This window comes from Phytohabitans rumicis (assembly GCF_011764445.1).
In the GTDB taxonomy this organism is placed as follows: domain Bacteria; phylum Actinomycetota; class Actinomycetes; order Mycobacteriales; family Micromonosporaceae; genus Phytohabitans; species Phytohabitans rumicis.
On the sequence record NZ_BLPG01000001.1, the window covers coordinates 5,339,345 to 5,358,377 of the forward strand.

Consider the following 19,033-nt stretch of genomic DNA (forward strand, 5'->3'; position numbering starts at 1 on the left):
TTATGAGCGCTGACCTGGCATGGCTTCTCGACGATGTGGTCGATCGGGTCCCCGGGGCCGAGCACGCCGTAGCGATCTCCCCCGACGGCCTGCTGCTCGCCGCCTCGCGGCACGCGGGCGCCGTCGAGGCCGACCAACTGTCCACTGTGGCGGCCGGCCTGTACGCCCTGTCCGTCGCGGCCGGGCGGCACACCGAGTTCGGCGCGGTCAAGCAGATCACCGCCGAGATGAGGTCGAAGTTCCTGTTCGTGACCGCCACCGCCGGCGGAGCGATCCTGACCGTCGTGTTCGCGGGCGACTCGGAGGTCGACTCCATCGCGTACGAGATGGCCCTCTTCGCCGGCCGCGCCGACCGTCACCTGCCCGCGTTCACGGCACTGGCATCGCCCATGCCATGACCCCGTTCGCCGGCGACCCCCTTTTTTTTTGCGCGTCGATCAAGGACATATGGTCGTGCTTTGATCTCTAAACCACGGCCGTATGTCCTTGATCGGCGGGTAATTCCTTGATCGACGGGGCTACGAGAGTGCCAGGTCGAGGCTCGCCGCGAACGCCTCGACGTGGGTGCCGAAGCCGCCGTGATCGCCGGGAAACACGGTCGGCTCGACGCCGAGCCGCGCGGCCAGCTCGATGGTGGCGCGGCGCGGTGCGAAGTCCACCTGCGTCTCGCCGCCGACAGCCGCCACCACGGGTACCGAGGACGCGCTCAGTGCGGCGAGGTCCGGGACGTATCTGGCGAACGGCGGCACCTCGTACCCGATGAAGAACTCCATGTTCTTCTCGATGCGCGACATCATCTCCAGCACCTCGGGCGGCAGGTCACCGGCCTCGGCGCCACCCGGCACCCGCTCGCTGTCCTGCGCCGAGGTCGACGCGAAGGCGGCGTTGAGCACCAGGCACGTCCCGGATCACGCCACGCCAGTGGTCGCGGTCGTCCAGGATCTCGAAGATCCTCATCCCAGCCCCAAACGTGTTGCGTGCGCGTACGTGCACATCCCTCGGGGTCAAATGGTTGTGAATGCCTCGTCGAGGATGTCCAGGCCGCGGGTCAGGGTGGCGTCGTCGATGACGAGTGGGGGCAGGAAGCGCAGCACGTTGCCGTACGTGCCGCAGGTGAGGGTGAGCAGGCCGGCGCTGTGGCAGGCCCGCGAGACGGCGCCGGCAAGGGTGGGGTCGGCGGCCGCCGTTTCGATGGCGAGCATGGCGCCGCGTCCGCGTACGTCGCCGATGCGGGGGTCACGCTCGGCCAGTGCGTGCAGGCGGGGAGCATGACTGACTCGATGTGGCGGGCGGCGGCGCATAGGTCCAGTTCGCGCATGGTGTCGATGGTGGCCATGGCGGCGGCGCAGGCGATGGGGTTGCCGCCGTAGGTGCCGCCGAGTCCGCCGACGTGGACGGCGTCCATGAGTTCGGCTCGGCCGGTGACGGCGGCGAGCGGCAGGCCGCCGGCGATGCCCTTGGCGGTGGTGACCAGGTCGGGGACGACCGCCTCCGGCTGGCATGCGAACCATGTTCCGGTGCGGCAGAAGCCGGTTTGGATTTCGTCGGCGATGAACACGGCGCCGGCTTGTCGGGTCCAGTCGGCCAGGGCGGGGAGAAAACCTTCGGCGGGTACGACGAAGCCGCCTTCGCCTTGGATGGGTTCGATCAGGACGGCGGCGACGTTGTCGGCGCCGACCTGCTTGTCGATCTGTTCCAGGGCGTGGGTGGCGGCCTGCCCCCGGTCAGGCCGCCGTCCCGGTAGGGGTACGACATGGGTACCCGGTAGATCTCCGGCGCGAAGGGGCCGAAGCGGTGTTTGTAGGGCATGTTTTTCGCGGTGAGCGCCATGGTGAGGTTGGTGCGGCCGTGGTAGGCGTGGTCGAAGACCACTACAGCCGGCCGGCCGGTCGCGTGCCGGGCGACCTTGACGGCGTTCTCGACGGCTTCGGCGCCGGAGTTGAACAGGGCCGACCGTTTGTCGAACGTGCCCGGCGTCAGCCCGTTCAGTGTTTCGCACACTGCGACGTACGACTCGTAGGGGGTGACCATGAAGCAGGTGTGGGTGAAGCGTTCGACCTGTCGTTGGACGGCTTCGACGACGCGGGGTGCGGCGTTGCCGACCGAGGTGACCGCGATCCCCGACGCGAAGTCGATCCACTCGCGACCGTCCACATCGGTCAGCGTGCCGCCGCCCGCGTGGTCCACGTAGGACGTGACGACGCTGCCGACGCCGCGGGCCACCGCCGCCGTACGCCGCTTGTGCAGTTCCTCCGAGGATGGCATCGCATTAACCCCAGTTGTGCATGACGTGCTTGACCCGGGTGTAGTCCTCCAGGCTGTACATGGACAGGTCCTTGCCGTGCCCGGAGTGCTTGAACCCGCCGTGCGGCATCTCGGAGACGAACGGGATGTGCGTGTTGACCCACACACAGCCGAAGTCCAGCCGCCGGGTCATCCGCATCGCCCGGCCGTGGTCCTTGGTCCACACCGAGGCGGACAGGCCGTACTCGACGCCGTTGGCCCAGCGCACCGCCTCGTCCTCGTCGCTGAAGCGCTGCACGGTGATGACCGGCCCGAAGACCTCGTCCTGGATGATCTCGTCCTGCTGCCGTACGCCGGAGACGACGGTCGGCGAGTAGAAGTAGCCGCGGTCGCCGACCCGGGCGCCGCCGATGCCGAGGGAGGCGTGGTCCGGCAGCCGGTCGACGAAGCCGGTGACCCGGGCGAGCTGGTTGACGTTGTTGAGCGGGCCGTAGAGCACGTCCTCGTCGTCGGGTGCGCCGGTCTTGGTGCCGCGGGCCTGCTCGACCAGCGCGGCGACGAAGTCGTCGTACACCGCGGGTCCGGCGAGCACGCGGGTGGCCGCGGTGCAGTCCTGGCCGGCGTTGAAGTAGCCGCCCACCGCGATCGCCTCGGCCGCCGCGGCCAGGTCGGCATCGTCGAAGACCACCACCGGGGCCTTGCCGCCCAGTTCCAGGTGGGTGCGCTTGAGGTCGGGGGCGACCGCCGCGGCGACCTCCTTGCCGGCCCGGGTGGAGCCGGTGATCGACACCAACTGCGGGGTGGGGTGCGCGACCAGGGCGCGGCCGGTGTCGCGGTCGCCGCAGACCACGTTGAACACGCCCGGGGCAGGTGCTCGGCGGCGATCTCGGCGAGCATCAGCGAGGAGAGCGGCGTGGTGTCCGACGGCTTGAGCACGACCGTGTTGCCCGCGGCCAGCGCCGGTGCGATCTTCCAGACGGCCATCATGAGCGGGTAGTTCCACGGCGTGACCTGGGCGCAGACGCCGATCGGCTCGCGCCGGACGTACGACGTGTGGCCCGCCATGTACTCGCCGGCCGACCGGCCCTCCAGGATCCGGGCGGCGCCGGCGAAGAAGCGGAGCTGGTCGACGGCGGGCGGCAGCTCCTCGTCGGCGGTGAGCTGGCGCGGCTTGCCGGTGTTGCGGACCTCGGCGTCGACCAGGTCGGCGGCCCGGGACTCGACCGCGTCGGCGAACTTGAGCAGGGCCTTCTGCCGTTCCGCCGGGGTGCTGTCGCGCCACGACTCGAACGCGGTCGCGGCGGCGCCCATGGCGGCGTCGACGTCGCGCTCGGAGGAGATGGGTGCCTGGGCGAAGACCTCGCCGGTGCAAGGGTCAATCAGGTCGCCGAACCGGCCGTCGACCGGGTCGGCGTACGCCCCGTTGACGAAGTTGCGCAGGACTTGCTTTTCGGTCATCGAGGGCTCCCCGGTAGACGGCGGTAATCGCATCCCACTCGCCATCTTCGCTACTGAATTCGCAGCGGACAAGGTGTTCTGCAACTATTTCAGCGTGGATTACGGTGATCATATGCAGACCACTCCGTTCTTCGTGGCGGGTCAGAAGAGCACGAGCGACGACGTGGTCGAGGTCAGGCATCCGTACGACGGCCGCGCTGTTGGGCGTACCGCGAATGCCACCCCCGAGCAGGTCGAGCGCGCCGTGGCCGCGGCCTCGGCGGTGGCCGCGGAAGCCGCCGCGCTGCCCGCGGCCGCGCGGGCGGCGGCGCTGGACCACGTGTCCCGGCGGCTCGCGGAGCGGGCCGACGAGGTGGCCCGGCTGATCACCGCCGAGAACGGCAAGCCGCTCAAGTGGGCCCGGGTCGAGGTGACCCGGGGGATCTCCACGTTTCGCTGGGCCGCCGAGGAGGCCCGCCGCTTCTCCGGCGACCTCCAGCGCCTGGACACGGACCCGGCGGCGGCCGGCCGGATCGCCGTGGTCCGCCGCTTCCCGCGCGGCCCGGTGCTCGGCATCAGCCCGTTCAACTTCCCGCTGAACCTGGTCGCCCACAAGGTCGCGCCCGCGCTCGCGGTGGGTGCGCCGATCGTGGTCAAGCCGGCGCCGGCCACCCCGCTGACCGCGCTGCTGCTCGGCTCGATCCTGGCCGAGACCGACCTGCCGCCGGGCATGTTCTCGGTGCTGCCGGTGCCGAACGACCGGGCCGCCGACCTGGTGGCCGACCCGCGGCTGCCGGTGGTGTCGTTCACCGGCTCGGGGCCGGTCGGCTTCGGCATCCGCGACCAGGTGCCGCGCAAGCACGTCACGCTGGAGCTCGGCGGCAACGCCGCGGCGCTGATCTGCGGCGACTGGTCGAGCCTGGAAGACCTGGACTGGGCGGCGCAGCGGATCGCCACCTTCTCCAACTACCAGGCCGGGCAGAGTTGCATCGCGGTGCAGCGGGTGTATGTGCACGAGTTCCTGGAGGACGCGTTCGTGCCCCGGCTGGTCGCGGCCGTCGAGGCGCTGAAGACCGGCGACCCGAGCGGCGAGGCGGTCGACGTCGGGCCGATGATCAGCGAGGACGCCGCGAAGCGGGTGGAGAGCTGGGTCGAGGAGGCGGTCGCGGGCGGCGCGACGGTCGTGACCGGCGGCCGGCGGACCGGCGCGACGTACCTGCCGACCGTGCTGACCGGCGTGCCGGCCGGCGCGAAGGTGCTCACCGAGGAGGTCTTCGGCCCGGTGCTCGCGGTGGCGCGGGTCGCCGACGACGCCGCCGGGCTCGCGGCCGTCAACGATTCCGCGTACGGCTTGCAGGCCGGCGTGTTCACGCACAGCCTGCAGACGGCGTTCACCGCGCACCGCACGCTCCAGGTCGGCGGTGTGATCGTCGGGGACGTGCCGTCGTACCGCGCCGACCAGATGCCGTACGGCGGGGTGAAGGGCAGCGGCGCGGGCCGTGAGGGCCTGCGCAGCGCGATGGACGACTACACCGAACCGCGGGTGATGGTCCTCACCGGCCTCGACCTCTAGCGCAGCGCCGACGACACCAGCGCCACGCCCTCCTGCTGGAGCTGGGCCAGGTGCTCAGCGCCGCGGAAGGACTCGGCGTACAGCTTGTAGACGTCCTCGGTGCCCGAGGGGCGGGCGGCCAGCCAGCCGGACGCCGTCGTGATCTTGACTCCGCCGATCGGGGCGCCGTTGCCGGGCGCGTGCGAGAGCACCGCCGTGATCGGGTCGCCGGCCAGCTCCTTCGCCGTGACCTGGTCCGGCGACAGCTTGCCGAGCACCGCCTTCTCCTCCCGGGTGGCCGGCGCGTCGATCCGGGCGTACGCGGGGGCGCCGAAGCGCTCGGTCAGCGCGGCGTAGTGGTCGCTCGGCGACCGTCCGGTGACCGCGATGATCTCCGAGGCCAGCAGGCACAGGATGATGCCGTCCTTGTCGGTGCTCCAGACCGAGCCGTCCCGGCGCAGGAACGACGCCCCGGCGCTCTCCTCGCCGCCGAACCCGACCGAGCCGTCCACCAGCCCGTCCACGAACCACTTGAAGCCGACCGGCACCTCCATCAGGCGCCGCCCCAGGTCGGCCGCGACCCGGTCGATCATCGAGGACGACACCAGGGTCTTGCCGATCGCGGCGTCCGCGGCCCAGCCGGGCCGGTTGCGGTAGAGGTAGTCGATGGCGACGGCCAGGTAGTGGTTGGGGTTCATCAGGCCGGCGTCCGGGGTCACGATGCCGTGCCGGTCGGCGTCCGCGTCGTTGCCCGTCGCCACCTGGTAGCGGTCGCGCTGCGCGATCAGCGAGGCCATCGCGTACGGCGAGGAGCAGTCCATCCGGATCTTGCCGTCCCAGTCCAGCGTCATGAACCGCCAGGTGGGGTCGACGTCCGGGTTCACCACGGTCAGGTCGAGGCCATGGCGGGAGGCGATCTCGTCCCAGTACGCCACGCTGGCGCCGCCGAGCGGGTCGGCGCCGATCCGCACCCCGGCGGCCCGGATCGCGTCGAGGTCGACCACGCTGGGCAGGTCGCCGACGTACTGGCCGACGAAGTCGTACGTCCCGGTGGTCTCCGCGGCCCGCGCCCGTGCCGCGGTGACCCGCTTGACCTCCTTCAACGCGCCTTCGAGCAGGGCGTTCGCGCGGTCCTCGATCACCCGCGTCACGTCCGTGCCGGCGGGTCCCCCATTGGGCGGGTTGTACTTGAAACCGCCGTCCTGGGGTGGGTTGTGCGACGGTGTGATCACCACGCCGTCGGCCAGCCCGCCGGTGCGGCCGCGGTTGTGCGTCAAGATCGCGTGCGAGACGGCGGGGGTCGGGGTGTAGCCGTCGCGGCTGTCCAGCCGGACCTCCACGCCGTTGGCGGCGAAGACCTCCAGGGCGCTCACCAGCGCCGGCTCCGACAGCGCGTGCGTGTCCCGGGCCAGGAAGAGCGGGCCGTCGGTGCCCTGCGCCGCCCGGTACTCGCAGATGGCCTGGCTCATGGCCAGGACGTGGTCCTCGTTGAACCCGAGCCACAGGCTGGATCCGCGATGCCCGGAGGTGCCGAAGGTCACCCGCTGCGCGGCGACGGACGGGTCCGGACGGCCCGTGTAATACGCCGAGACGAGACGCGGCACATCAACCAGATCGCCACCTTCGGCAACCTTGCCGGCACGAGGGTGAAGCCGGTCGGTATCGGACACGACGTATCCTCCTGGGGAGTTCGGTGAGCGCTAACGAATCGTAGTCGCGCGGGAGGCATGTGTTGGCGGGCAACATTCGGGTCGTCGCGTTCGACCTCGACGACACCCTGGCGGTGTCGAAATCGCAGATCGACGACCGGATGGCGAAGCTCCTGGCGCAGCTGCTGGGCAAGGTGGACGTCTGCATCATCTCCGGCGGCCGGTTCGAGCAGTTCGACACCCAGGTGCTGCGGCACCTGGAGCTGGACGGCGAGGCGCGGGACCACCTCCACCTCATGCCCACCTGCGGCACCCGCTACTACCGCTGGATCGAGGGCGGCTGGGGCCAGGTGTACGCCGAGGACCTGAGCACCGCCGCCAAGGAACATGTGGTGACCGTCCTGGTCGAGGGCGCCAAGGCGCTGGGCCTGTGGGAGGCCGAGCCCTGGGGCGACATCATCGAGGACCGGGGCAGCCAGATCACGTTCTCCGCGCTGGGCCAGAAGGCGCCCGTGCAGGCCAAGTACGAATGGGACCCGGACGGCCGCAAGAAGGCGGCGCTGCGCGACTACGCCGCCGAGCGGCTGCCCGAGCTGGAGGTCCGTAGCGGCGGCTCCACCTCGGTCGACGTCACCAAGAAGGGCGTCGACAAGGCGTACGGCATGGGCAAGCTGATCGAGCGCTTGGGGCTGGCCAAGGAGGACGTCCTCTTCGTCGGCGACCGGCTGGACGAGGGCGGCAACGACTACCCCGTCAAGGCGATGGGTATCCGGTGCGTGGCGGTGTCGCGGTGGCAGGACACCGCGGAGTACGTGGAGCACCTACTCCCCTCGCTGCCGTACGGCCCGAGCGGGGACGTCTAGGATCACTCCTGCATACAGGAGTGAAAGGAGCCGTCCGGTGTCACTGGACTCGCAGCTACTCGAGATCCTCGCTTGCCCGGACACGCATCACGCCCCGCTGGACTACGACGCCGAGGCGGAGACCCTGACCTGCACCGAGTGCGGGCGGATCTTCGAGGTGCGCGACGGGATCCCGGTGCTGCTGCTTGACGAGGCCCGTGCCCCAGAAGGCGAGACCCCCGCTCCAGAAGGCGAGAAATGAGCGCTAGCGTGCGCGGCCGCCGTACCGTCGACGAGGCCGTCCTGGACGACCCGGCCGCCATCGGGGAGAACGACCCGGGCGGCATGCTGCGGGCCACGGCGTCCGCGGGGGCCCAGGTCCGCGAGTCGGCGGCGCTCGCCGCCGAGGCCAACCTCGCCGTGCTCGGCGAAGAGGGCCGCCCGCGCGCCGTCGTGATCGCGGGCATCGGCACCGCCGGGCGTACGGGTGACGTGCTGGCCACGGTCGCCGGCCCGCGCTGCCCGGTGCCGGTGATCGCACACCGCAGCGCAGGCGTGCCCGGCTGGGTGGGCGCGGCCGACGTGGTGATCGCGGTGAGCGCCTCGGGTCGCAGCCCGGAGGCACTGGGTGCCGCCGAGGCAGCCGCCCGCCGGGGCGCGCGACTGGTCGCCGTGGGCGCGCCGGACTCGCTGCTCCAGTCGGTCGCCGAGACCGCCCGCGCGCCGTTCATCCCGGTGCCGCGGCGCGCCCCGGCCCGCGCCAGCCTGTGGGCGCTGACGGTCCCGGTGCTGCTCGCCGCGCGTACCCTCGGCTTGGTCAAGGTCAATGAGGCGGACCTGGCGGAGACCGCGGCCCGGCTCGACGCGGACGCCGATCGGTGCCGGCCCACGGCGGAGTCGTTCGTCAACCCGGCGAAGTCGCTGGCACTCGGCCTGGCCGGCTCGGTGCCGATCGTGTGGGGCTCGTCGCCGCTGGCGACGGTGGCCGCGCGCCGCTTCGCCGACACCCTGTCGGCGAACGCCCGCTACCCGGTCGTCGCCGGCGCGCTCGGCGAGGCCGGCCGCGGGCGGGTGGGCCTGCTCGACGGCGTGTTCGGCGGCCTGGTGGAGTCGGCGCGCGACATCTTCGCCGACCCGGAGGAAGAGTCGGAGTCGGACGCGACGCGGCTGCGCCTCGTGCTGCTGCGCGACGGCGGCCTCGGCAGCGACGAGGACACCGACGAGCCGTTCGCGGTGGAGGAGCGGCGGGCCGACGCGGTGCAGACCCTCGCCGAGCGGCGCGGCGTCCGCTGCGACGTGGTGACCGCCGAGGGCGGGTCGTCGCTGGAACGCCTGGCGTCGCTGGTGGCGGTGCCCGACTTCGCCTCGATCTACCTGGCCCTGGCGCACGGACTCGACCCGATGGCGGTGCCGGCCGTCACCGAGATGAAGGAGCTGAGCAACCCATGAGCGCCTCCGGGGGGACCAGAGCGATCGTCGCCGCCCTGCTGGCCAACCTGGGCATCGCGGTGACCAAGTTCATCGCCTTTGCGCTCACCGCGTCATCGTCGATGCTGGCCGAGGCGATCCACTCGGTCGCCGACTCCGGCAACCAGGCGCTGCTGCTGCTCGGCGGCAAGCGGGCGCGCCGCGAGGCCACGCCGCAACACCCTTTCGGGTACGGCCGGGAGCGCTACATCTACGCGTTCATCGTGTCGATCGTGCTCTTCAGCGTCGGTGGCCTCTTCGCGCTGTACGAGGCGTACCACAAGTACGAGGAGTGGCACAGCCACCCTGACGAGTCGGGCATCACCTCGTGGCACTGGGTGCCGGTTGTCGTCCTCGTCGTGGCGATCATCCTGGAGTCGTTCTCGTTCCGCACGGCCATCCAGGAGTCCAACCATGTGCGGGGCAAGGCGACCTGGGTCCAGTTCGTCCGCCGGGCCCGCGCGCCCGAGCTCCCGGTCGTGCTGCTGGAGGACCTCGGCGCGTTGGTTGGTCTGATCTTCGCCCTTTTCGGTGTGGTGCTTACGCTGATCACCGGCAGCGGCCTGTGGGACGCCCTCGGCACCGCGGCGATCGGCCTCCTGCTCGTGTCGATCGCGGTCATCCTGGCGATCGAGACCAAGAGTCTGCTGCTCGGCGAGGGTGCTACGTCGGAGGACGTGACCAAGATCGAGGACGCCATCATGGCGGGGCCCGAGGTCGAGCGGATCATCCACATGAAGACGCTGCACCTCGGCCCGGAGGAGCTGCTCGTGGCTGCCAAGATCGCGGTCCGGCAGCACGAGACCGGCGAGGAGATCGCCCAGCACATCAACGACACCGAGGCGCGGATCCGCGAGGCGGTGCCGATCGCCCGGGTCATCTACCTGGAGCCGGACATCTACCAGGTCCCGGCCCCCGCGGCGAGCTGAGCCGTGCGACCGCTGTCCAGCCCGATCCGCCCGTACGCCTGGGGTTCGCGTACCGCGATCGCCTCGTTGCAGGGGCGGCCGGTGCCGAGCGAGGGTCCCGAGGCGGAGCTGTGGATCGGCGCGCACCCGGGTGATCCGTCCACGCTGGACGGTGCGAGCCTGGCCGACCTGATCACCGCCGAGCCGGACCGGCTCCTCGGTCCGGCGGTCGCGGAACGGTTCGGGGCGCGGCTGCCGTACCTGCTGAAGGTGCTGGCGGCGGCCGCCCCGCTGTCGTTGCAGGCGCACCCGGACTCGGCCCAGGCCCAGGCGGCGTTCGCGGCCGGCCATCCGAGCTATGTGGACGCCTACCACAAGCCGGAGATGCTGGTCGCGGTGTCGGATTTCGTTGCGCTGTGCGGGTTTCGTGATCCCGCGCTGTCCGCCGCGGCGTTCGACCTCTTTGAACTTGATGTGCTGAAGCCCGTCGTCTTTGCCCTGCACGGCGGCGACCTTCGGGCCGCCATGGAGACGCTGATCGGCCTCCCGCCGTCCGTGGTGGACGAGGCGGTCGCCGCCCCGGCGCGCCCGAGCTGGCCCGGCAACTGGCCACCTTCTATCCCGGTGACCCCGGCGTGCTGGTGGCGTTGCTGCTCAACCACGTCACGCTGGCGCCCGGCGAGGCGATCTGGATGCCGGCCGGCAACCTGCACGCGTACCTCGACGGCACCGGCGTGGAAATCATGGCGGCCAGCGACAACGTGCTGCGCGGCGGGCTCACGCCCAAGCACGTGGACGTGCCCGAGCTGCTCCGGGTGCTGCGCTTCGAGGCGCTGGACGACCCGGTCGTGCCGGCCCAGGCGGTGGCGCCCGGCGTGGTGACCTGGCCGGCGCCGATCGCGGAGTTCGCGCTGCACCGGGTCCGGCCGGACGAGGCGGGCGGCGCGGTGACGCTGCCGCTCGCGGGGCCGCGCGTGGTGCTGTGCCTGAGCGGCGAGGTGTCCGCCGACGACGGCGCGGGCGCGGTGCGGCTCTCCGGCGGGTACGCCGCGTTCGGTGCGGCCGGCCCGTCACCGGTGACGTTGACCGGCGCCGGTGAGGCGTACGTCGCCTCCGTCCCCGCCTGAGCGCGTTCCGCCGTCCCCCTTCGCCCACTCGTGTGGCGTGCGTCATGTGCACACCAGGACGGATCAAGAAATTTCCTGATTGGCTTGACGGGTCGGTAGCGCCGTGTAACCTAGTAACCACGCAGCGTTATCGCGACCAAGGTCCGAGTCACGCGCGGGGGAACCAAACCGGGGGGATGCGCGGGGCGGTCGGGTGTTGAGCGGAGAGTCCGCTCTTTACCCGCCGCCCCGCGCGCTATGCGTCGACGGCCGCGTAAGGTAGTGGGCCGTGCAACAGACGCGTACGACAGGAGCTTTCATGACCAGCACTCTGCCGGCGCCGGGGGCGTCGGCTGCGGCCCGCCCCACCAGCCTCGCCGAGGGCGATTTCAAGGTCGCCGATCTCTCGCTGGCGGCCTTCGGCCGTAAGGAGATCCAGCTCGCCGAGCACGAGATGCCGGGCCTGATGTCGATCCGGCGGGAGTACGCGGCCGCGCAGCCGCTGAAGGGCGCGCGGATCACCGGTTCGCTGCACATGACGATCCAGACCGCGGTCCTGATCGAGACGCTGGTCGCGCTCGGTGCGCAGGTGCGCTGGGCGTCGTGCAACATCTTCTCCACACAGGACCACGCCGCCGCCGCGATCGTCGTCGGCCCCACGGGTACGCCCGAGGCGCCGGCCGGCGTTCCGGTGTACGCCTGGAAGGGCGAGACGCTCGACGAGTACTGGTGGTGCACCGAGATGGTGCTGGTCTGGCCCGATGGGCAAGGCCCCAACATGATCCTCGACGACGGCGGCGACGCCACGCTGCTGGTGCACAAGGGCGCCGAGTTCGAGAACGCGGGTGCCGTGCCGTCGCCGGAGACCGCGGACAACGAGGAGTACGCGGTCATCCTGGGCGTGCTGCAGCGCTCGCTGGCCGAGGACAACCGGCGCTGGACCCGGATCGCGGCTGGCATCAAGGGCGTGACCGAGGAGACCACCACCGGCGTGCACCGGCTGTACGAGATGCAGTCCGCCGGCACCCTGCTCTTCCCAGCCATCAACGTCAACGACTCGGTGACGAAGAGCAAGTTCGACAACAAGTACGGCTGCCGCCACTCGCTGATCGACGGCATCAACCGGGCGACCGACGTGCTGATCGGCGGCAAGGTCGCCGTGGTGTTCGGGTACGGCGACGTGGGCAAGGGCTGTGCGGAGTCGCTGCGTGGCCAGGGCGCCCGGGTCATCGTGACCGAGGTCGACCCGATCTGCGCGCTGCAGGCGGCGATGGACGGCTACCAGGTGGCCACGATCGAAGACGTCGTGGAGACCGCCGACATCTTCATCACCGCGACCGGTTGCTACGACGTCATCACCGCCGAGCACATGGCGCGGATGAAGCACCAGGCGATCGTGGGCAACATCGGCCACTTCGACAACGAGATCGACATGGCCGGCCTGGCGAAGCGCGACGACGTCACGCGGATCAACATCAAGCCGCAGGTCGACGAGTGGAATTTCGACGACGGTCACTCGATCATCGTGCTGTCCGAAGGCCGGCTGCTGAACCTGGGCAACGCCACCGGGCACCCGTCGTTCGTGATGTCGAACTCGTTCGCCAACCAGACGATCGCTCAGATCGAGCTGTTCACGAAGCTCGACCAGTACCCGGTCGGCGTCTACACGCTGCCCAAGCACCTGGACGAGAAGGTGGCCCGGCTGCACCTCGGCGCGCTCGGGGCGAAGCTGACCGAGCTGACCAAGGAGCAGGCGGCGTACCTCGGTGTGCCGGTGGAGGGCCCGTTCAAGCCGGACCACTACCGCTACTGAGCAACGCGTAACAGGATCGGGCCGGCGGTCAGCCGGCCCGATCTCGTTTTCTTGGGCGTACCCAGGTCCAGACACAGTAGACGAACCAGGTCACGGCCACCGCGGTCGCGAGCGAGCGCAGTTTCAGCGCGTTGAGAACGATGATGACCGCGAGCACCGCGAGCCAGGGAAGAAACGCCTTCACACCCACCACGCTACGCAAGGAGCGGCGGGCCGGTGTTTGCCGCCACCTGACCCGCCGGTCCAGTCCTGACACCTCCGATCAGACCATGTGCTGCGCCTGCGGTCCCACGACCTGTACAAGTTCCGACTCGTAGAGCCGCAGCCAGCGGCGCCGGACGTTGTGCAGGGTGGTGAGGATCGGCCGCGTGGACGCGTCGCCGTCGACGGGGAGTAGCACCGCGTTGTCGCCGGGCAGGGCGATCAGCCAGGCGGTGACCTTGCCGGCGGTCTCGCCGGTGGCACGCCGGTAAAGGGCGAACACCGTCGGCTTCTCGTCGACGAACACCAACCCGAGACGTAGCTGCCAGGGCAGGTCAGGAAGCTCTGCGGCCAGGGTCTGCTCGTCCAACACGGCTGCCTCCCTCGGTCTTCGTGGGACTCGATGTGGCTGCTCGTCGACGTCGTTGTCGCCTTGCCTGTTTTCAGAGTGCATGTTGTGCCTGGCAGATGCAAGTGCATCTGAGGCCAACTTGTTGCATCCTGTGAGGCACTCTTGCGTGTACGGTGTGCATGATGGCAGTGAAGCCGAGCCCGACCACCTTGCGGCGGCAACTGGGCGCAGAGCTCAGGCGTTTGCGAGCCGACCGCACGGTCGCGGATGTCGCTGGAGAGCTCGGCTGGTCAGACTCCAAACTGAGTCGCATCGAAACCGCCCACACGGGCATCCGGCCCAAGGACCTGGACCGGCTGCTCGAGGCGTACGGCGTCGCCGAGGATGGCCGGGCACGAATCCGGGCGCTCGCGGGACAGTCCCGGCAGCGCGCGTGGTGGGAGGCGTACGGCGACGTCCTCCCCAACGCGTACGAGACCTATATCGGCTTCGAGGCCGAAGCGACCGGGATCTACAACTATGAGGCCCAAATCGTGCCGGGCCTGCTGCAGACCGCCGAGTACGCCAGCGCGGTGATCCAAGCCGATGGTGTGTACGAGGACGAGGAGGTGCACAGTCAGCGGGTGGCGGTAAGAATGGCGCGTCAGGCCGTGTTGACGCGCGATCCGCCGCCGAAGCTGTCCGTCATCCTCGATGAGGCCGTGCTGCGCCGGCAGATCGGTGGCCCAGACATCATGCGCCGCCAACTGACCGGCCTGGTCGAAGCGAACGAACGAAGTATGATCACGGTCTACGTGCTCCCCTTCTCGGCCGGTGCCCATCGGGCTTTGGCCGGCTCGTTCGTCATCTTGGAATTCTCCGGCGACTCGGATCATCCGCTCGTTTACTGCGAAGGCATGACGGGCGGCGTGTTCCGTAGCCGGCAGGATGAGCTTCGAAGTTACTGGATGAGCTTCGAGGCGTTACGTGCGGCCGCGCTGAATCCACGCAGGTCGGTGGAGTTCATCAACGCGGTTGTGCGTGACAATCAATAACTACTTCGTTAGTTTGAAGAGAGGAAAGGCGCAATGTCTGCGTCTGTCGAAAAGTCGATGCACTGGCGCAAGAGCACCCGCAGTGCCGGGAATGGCCAGTGTGTCGAGATTGCGACGATGTCCGATGGTATCGCTATGCGCGACTCCAAGGACCCTGAAGGCCCAATTCTTCAGTTCCGCGCCGCGACGTGGCGTGATTTCGTGGACTCTCTTCGAGCCGGAAATTTCGATCGTACTGCATAGCTAAAGCTTGGGGTTCGAGGCGGTTCTTGTGGGACCGCCTCGACTCGAACCCGCCGAGACTAGGTTTCTGAGCGTTGAGCAGGTCGGCCTAGCTCTTGTGCGAAGACGTCTACTATCTCGCCGGACTTTCCCGAGTAGGCGGTGGCCCAGATGTCGGCCGTGCTTTCCCAGTAGTTACGGGCCCATTCGCTTGTCGCCATGAACTTCAGGTGCAACCTGATCTCATCCAGGTCTGCGGTGCCTGTCTGGTGCAGCAAAACGAAGTAGTTGAGAACCAGATTCGTATATACGGTCAGCCGTGGTGCGGTGCCCTCTGGTTGGTGAAACTGCCCCCACGCCTGTAGCAGTTCGGGGTCTTCTATCGCCATCGCCAAGAGATTGGTGTGAAATTGGCGGATTGCGAGCCGCCGAGCGTCACGTATCTGCCGTTGCTGCAGTATCAAGGTGAGTGCGACCGCGACCACCGCTGCGGCGGCCAGCACTGCGGAAATCGCCCCGTAGGACTGGCCGATAAGGCTCAAACGTTCCCAGTCTCTTCCGTCGTCGTCCAGCATCTGTAACGCAAGCGGCGAAAAGATGATCAGAAGAACAACAGCGATGAATAATGCCATCGAGGCAAGGAGGCCGCCGTGAAAGCGGGGCAAAGTAATGAATTCGGGCTTAAAGCGGCGTGACTTCACGGGATCACCTGACCTCACGGGTGCGGGGTGGGAGAAGAGTAGCCGCGGCGCCGGCGATGGTGTGGCCGTCCGGGCGGGGCGACGTACGCCTCTAAACGATCTTGATAGAGTCCAAAGTTGCTGGTGAGCGCGGTGCGCGTCACAGCTCACCGACTTGACGTGGCGGTGTTGGGCGAGGGAAGGTGTGGCTGCCCTAAGTAAGGGGCTCCTAACGACCTCGGAGCTCAGCATGAGCGACAGCCCGCTCTTCGCCAGTTATCTGATCGGCCTCCGCGAGGGCCTCGAAGCCACGCTGGTGGTCAGCATCCTCGTCGCGTTCCTCGTCAAATCCGACCGGCGTAACCGGCTGCCCTGGGTGGGCCTCGGTGTCGGTGTGGCCGTGGCGCTGTCGGTCGGCTTCGGCGCGCTTCTCACGTACACCCGGACCAGCCTGCTCGCCGACTATCGCGACCAGGAGCTCTTCGAGGCCATCACGTCCGTCGCCGCGGTCTGCTTCGTCACCTGGATGATCTTCTGGATGCGCCGCGCGGCGCGTTCCATCGGCGGTGAGCTGCGCGAGGGGTTGGAACGCGCGATCGCGGTCGGGCCGGTCGCGGTGGTCCTGTTCGCCTTCCTCGCGGTCGCCCGCGAAGGGCTGGAGACCGCGCTGCTGTTCTTCGCCGCGGTGCAGGGGGCGGACAGCGACACCGGGCCGCTGCTCGCGATCCTCGGCGGCATCCTCACCTCGATCGTCATCGGCGTGCTGCTCTTCGCCACCGCCGTACGGATCAACCTGACCCGCTTCTTCACCTGGACCGGTGTGCTGTTGGTGCTGATCGCCGCGGGCATCCTGAAGTACGGCGTGCACGACTTCCAGGAGGCCGGCGTGCTGCCGGGGCTCAACACGCTGGCGTTCGACATCAGCGGCACGCTCGACCCGAGCACCTGGTACGCCGCCCTGCTCGCCGGCATGTTCAACATCACCCCGGCACCCAGTGTGCTGGAGGTCGTGGCGTGGGTGGCGTACGCCGTACCCGTGCTGGTGCTTTTCCTGCTGCCCGGACGGCGCCCCGCCGCGCCCAAGCCGGCCCCTGAGACTCCCGCGCCCGCGCAACAGGCCGCCTGAAGGAGAACCGAAGTATGCGTACCCCCCGTTTGTTTGCTCTCGCCGCGGCCGGCGTCCTGGCCGGCGGCGCTCTCGCGGCCTGTTCCGACGACTCGGGCGACGAGGCCGCGGCCGGCGGCCCGATCACGGTCAACGCGACCGACAGCCTCTGCGAGGTGGCCACGACCGACGTCGCGGCCGGCACGGTGACGTTCAAGGTGACCAACAAGGGCGTCAAGGTGACCGAGTTCTACGTCTACGCCGCGGGCGACCGGGTGATGGGCGAGGTGGAGAACATCGCGCCGGGCCTCAGCCGGGAACTGCACGTGGAGTTGCCCGCGGGCACGTACGAGACGGCGTGCAAGCCCGGCATGATCGGCAAGGGCATCCGCGGGCCGCTCAAGGTGAGTGGGTCCGCGGCGCCGCTGACCGACAACGCGGCGCTGGCCGCCGCGACGGAAAGCTACCAGCGGTACGTCAAGAGCCAGACCGGCGCGCTGCTGGAGAAGACGCAGGAGTTCGTCACCGCGGTCAAGGCGGGCGACGTGGCCAAGGCCAAGGAGCTCTTCCCGATCGCGCGTACCTACTGGGAGCGGATCGAGCCGGTCGCCGAGATCTTCGGTGACCTGGACCCGAAGATCGACGGGCGCGAAGAGGTCATCGAGGAGGGCATGGAGTTCACCGGGTTCCACCGGATCGAGAAGGATCTGTGGGTGACCGGCGACATCTCCAAGTCCGGCCCGATGGCCGACAAGCTGATGGCCGACGTGAACGAGATCGTGGCCAAGGCGAACGCGGAGAAGCTGTCCCCGCTGCAGTTGGCGAACGGCGCCAAGGAACTGCTCGACGAGGTCGCCACCGGCAAGATCACCGGTGAAGAGGACCGCTACTCGCACACCGACCTGTGGGACTTCAACGCCAATGTGGAGGGTTCCAAGGCGGCCATCGCCGCGCTGCGGCCGGTCCTGGAGGAGCGCGCGCCGGATCTGGTCAAGACGCTCGACACCGAGTTCGCCAATGTGGACACGACGCTCGCCAAGCACCGAGCGGGCGACGGCTGGAAGCTGCACAACCAGCTCACCCAGGCCGAGCTGAAAGAGCTGTCCGACGCCATCAACGCGCTCGCCGAACCGATCAGCAAGGTCGCGGCCGTCGTAGCGAAGTAGGTGGAAAGATGAACCGTCGCAAGGCAATCGCGCTCAGCGGTGCCGGCGTGGTCGGGGTCGCGGGCGGCGCCCTGGTGGCCCGGAACGCGTTCGACTCTCCGGCGTCCGCGGCTTCCGACGCCGTCCCCTTCTACGGGGCCAACCAGGCCGGCATCGTCACCCCGGCCCAGGACCGGCTGCACTTCGTCGCGTTCGACGTGGTCACGAAGAGCCGGGACCGGCTGGTCGAGATGCTCCGGGAGTGGACGGAGGCCGCAGCGCGGATGACCGCCGGCCGGGACGCCGGCCTCATCGGCGCGGTCGCCGGCATCCCCGAGGCCCCGCCCGACGACACCGGTGAGGCCATCGGCCTGCCGGCGTCCGGACTGACGCTGACGATCGGCTTCGGGCCGTCACTCTTCCGGAACGCCGACGGCGTCGACCGGTTCGGCTTGGCGGCGCGGCGCCCGGACGCGCTGGCCGACCTGCCGAAGTTTCCCGGTGACGCGCTGGAGGCCGAGATCTCCGGTGGTGACCTGTGCGTCCAGGCGTGCGCCAACGACCCGCAGGTGGCCGTGCACGCCGTACGCAACCTGGCCCGGATCGGCTTCGGCGTGGTCAGCGTGCGATGGTCGCAGCTCGGCTTCGGGCGTACGTCGTCCACCTCGCGCGACCAGGCGACACCGCGCAACCTCTTCGGCTTCAAGGACGGCACCGCCAACCTGAAGGCCGAGGAGGAGGCGCTGCTGCGCGAGTGGCTCTGGGCCCGGTCCGGCGACGGTCCGTCCTGGATGGACGGTGGGTCGTACGCGGTGACCCGGAAGATCCGGATGCTCGTCGAGACGTGGGACCGGACCTCGCTGATGGAGCAGGAGGCGATCGTCGGGCGGAGCAAGGGCTCGGGCGCGCCGCTGGGCAAGAAGGACGAGTTCGACGAGCCCGACTTCGCCGTGAAGGGCGCCGACGGCGAGCTCGTGGTGGGGGAGGTGGCCCACGTACGGCTGGCCCACCCGGACCAGAACGCCGGTGCGCGGCTGCTGCGGCGCGGCTACAACTTCGTCGACGGCTCGGACGGGTTGGGCCGGCTGAACGCGGGCCTGTTCTTCATCGCGTACCAGCGCAACCCACACAAGCAGTTCGTGCCCGTCCAGTTGGCGCTTGCCCGCAACGACGTGATGAACGAATACATCAGACACGTCTCCAGCGCCCTATGGGCCTGCCCCGGCGGCGTTGCCGAGAAGGGCGACTTCTGGGGCCGCGCCCTCTTCGCCTAGCG

General features: G+C 69.4%; 17 protein-coding genes and 3 pseudogenes. 13 read left to right on the forward strand and 7 right to left on the reverse strand.

Annotated features, from left to right (window positions below; translation table 11 throughout):
* Positions 1-2 precede the first annotated feature (2 nt).
* Complete coding sequence (locus Prum_RS24130) at positions 3-398, forward strand: roadblock/LC7 domain-containing protein (protein ID WP_173078551.1); 396 nt, start codon at positions 3-5, stop codon at positions 396-398.
* A 120-nt stretch (positions 399-518) separates the two neighbouring features.
* Here Prum_RS24130 and Prum_RS24135 read toward each other — a convergent pair whose 3' ends face one another.
* The 3 genes and pseudogenes from Prum_RS24135 to Prum_RS24145 form a co-directional block, all read right to left on the reverse strand.
* The gene (locus tag Prum_RS24135; RefSeq protein ID WP_173078552.1) at positions 519-893 is read right to left on the reverse strand and encodes a hypothetical protein; all 375 of its coding nucleotides are present in this window, start codon (positions 891-893) and stop codon (positions 519-521) included.
* Between the two features lie 111 nt (positions 894-1,004).
* Positions 1,005-2,265, reverse strand: a pseudogene (gabT, locus tag Prum_RS24140) (4-aminobutyrate--2-oxoglutarate transaminase).
* A 4-nt stretch (positions 2,266-2,269) separates the two neighbouring features.
* Positions 2,270-3,702 (reverse strand): annotated as a pseudogene (locus Prum_RS24145) (gamma-aminobutyraldehyde dehydrogenase).
* 112 nt (positions 3,703-3,814) lie between these two features.
* Between Prum_RS24145 and Prum_RS24150 the strand changes: the two are divergent.
* The gene (locus tag Prum_RS24150) at positions 3,815-5,254 is read left to right on the forward strand and encodes an aldehyde dehydrogenase family protein (RefSeq protein ID WP_173078553.1); all 1,440 of its coding nucleotides are present in this window, start codon (positions 3,815-3,817) and stop codon (positions 5,252-5,254) included.
* On the opposite strand, the gene pgm is transcribed toward Prum_RS24150, so the two are convergent.
* Positions 5,251-6,903: a phosphoglucomutase (alpha-D-glucose-1,6-bisphosphate-dependent) gene (pgm, locus tag Prum_RS24155; protein ID WP_173078554.1), complete on the reverse strand. Its 1,653-nt coding sequence runs from the start codon at positions 6,901-6,903 to the stop codon at positions 5,251-5,253. The genes Prum_RS24150 and pgm overlap by 4 nt on opposite strands.
* Positions 6,904-6,965: 62 nt before the next feature.
* Between pgm and Prum_RS24160 the strand changes: the two genes are divergently transcribed.
* The 6 genes and pseudogenes from Prum_RS24160 to ahcY all read left to right on the forward strand — a co-directional run bounded on the left by Prum_RS24160 (position 6,966) and on the right by ahcY (position 13,018).
* Entirely contained in the window at positions 6,966-7,745 is a 780-nt protein-coding gene (locus tag Prum_RS24160) for an HAD-IIB family hydrolase (protein WP_173078555.1), read from the forward strand.
* 37 nt (positions 7,746-7,782) lie between these two features.
* Entirely contained in the window at positions 7,783-7,986 is a 204-nt protein-coding gene (locus Prum_RS24165; RefSeq protein WP_173078556.1) for a Trm112 family protein, read from the forward strand.
* Complete coding sequence (locus Prum_RS24170) at positions 7,983-9,173, forward strand: SIS domain-containing protein (RefSeq protein ID WP_173078557.1); 1,191 nt, start codon at positions 7,983-7,985, stop codon at positions 9,171-9,173. The genes Prum_RS24165 and Prum_RS24170 overlap by 4 nt, the downstream gene beginning before the upstream one ends.
* Positions 9,170-10,120, forward strand: coding sequence for a cation diffusion facilitator family transporter (locus tag Prum_RS24175; RefSeq protein ID WP_173078558.1), 951 nt, complete (start codon positions 9,170-9,172; stop codon positions 10,118-10,120). The genes Prum_RS24170 and Prum_RS24175 overlap by 4 nt, the downstream gene beginning before the upstream one ends.
* A 3-nt stretch (positions 10,121-10,123) precedes the next feature.
* Positions 10,124-11,226 (forward strand): annotated as a pseudogene (gene manA / locus Prum_RS24180) (mannose-6-phosphate isomerase, class I).
* Between the two features lie 298 nt (positions 11,227-11,524).
* Positions 11,525-13,018, forward strand: coding sequence for an adenosylhomocysteinase (gene ahcY / locus Prum_RS24185; RefSeq protein ID WP_173078559.1), 1,494 nt, complete (start codon positions 11,525-11,527; stop codon positions 13,016-13,018).
* Between the two features lie 28 nt (positions 13,019-13,046).
* On the opposite strand, the gene Prum_RS24190 is transcribed toward ahcY, so the two are convergent.
* The gene (locus Prum_RS24190; protein ID WP_173078560.1) at positions 13,047-13,202 is read right to left on the reverse strand and encodes a hypothetical protein; all 156 of its coding nucleotides are present in this window, start codon (positions 13,200-13,202) and stop codon (positions 13,047-13,049) included.
* A 78-nt stretch (positions 13,203-13,280) separates the two neighbouring features.
* Positions 13,281-13,592, reverse strand: coding sequence for a hypothetical protein (locus Prum_RS24195; protein ID WP_173078561.1), 312 nt, complete (start codon positions 13,590-13,592; stop codon positions 13,281-13,283).
* A 161-nt stretch (positions 13,593-13,753) separates the two neighbouring features.
* Between Prum_RS24195 and Prum_RS24200 the strand changes: the two genes are divergently transcribed.
* Positions 13,754-14,605, forward strand: a complete 852-nt coding sequence (locus Prum_RS24200) for a helix-turn-helix domain-containing protein (RefSeq protein ID WP_173078562.1) — start codon at positions 13,754-13,756, stop codon at positions 14,603-14,605.
* A 57-nt stretch (positions 14,606-14,662) separates the two neighbouring features.
* Positions 14,663-14,848, forward strand: coding sequence for a DUF397 domain-containing protein (locus Prum_RS51820; RefSeq protein ID WP_281369129.1), 186 nt, complete (start codon positions 14,663-14,665; stop codon positions 14,846-14,848).
* A 59-nt stretch (positions 14,849-14,907) separates the two neighbouring features.
* Here the strand turns inward: Prum_RS51820 and Prum_RS24210 are convergent, their stop codons facing one another.
* Entirely contained in the window at positions 14,908-15,528 is a 621-nt protein-coding gene (locus tag Prum_RS24210; protein ID WP_173078564.1) for a DUF6082 family protein, read from the reverse strand.
* Positions 15,529-15,757: 229 nt separating this feature from the next.
* On the opposite strand from Prum_RS24210, the gene efeU reads away from it, so the two are divergent.
* From efeU to efeB, 3 genes are read left to right on the forward strand one after another with little or no spacing between them, the layout of a single operon-like run.
* Entirely contained in the window at positions 15,758-16,633 is an 876-nt protein-coding gene (efeU, locus tag Prum_RS24215) for an iron uptake transporter permease EfeU (protein WP_173078565.1), read from the forward strand.
* 14 nt (positions 16,634-16,647) lie between these two features.
* Entirely contained in the window at positions 16,648-17,778 is a 1,131-nt protein-coding gene (efeO, locus tag Prum_RS24220) for an iron uptake system protein EfeO (RefSeq protein ID WP_173078566.1), read from the forward strand.
* 8 nt (positions 17,779-17,786) lie between these two features.
* The gene (gene efeB / locus Prum_RS24225) at positions 17,787-19,031 is read left to right on the forward strand and encodes an iron uptake transporter deferrochelatase/peroxidase subunit (RefSeq protein WP_173078567.1); all 1,245 of its coding nucleotides are present in this window, start codon (positions 17,787-17,789) and stop codon (positions 19,029-19,031) included.
* Positions 19,032-19,033: the final 2 nt, after the last annotated feature.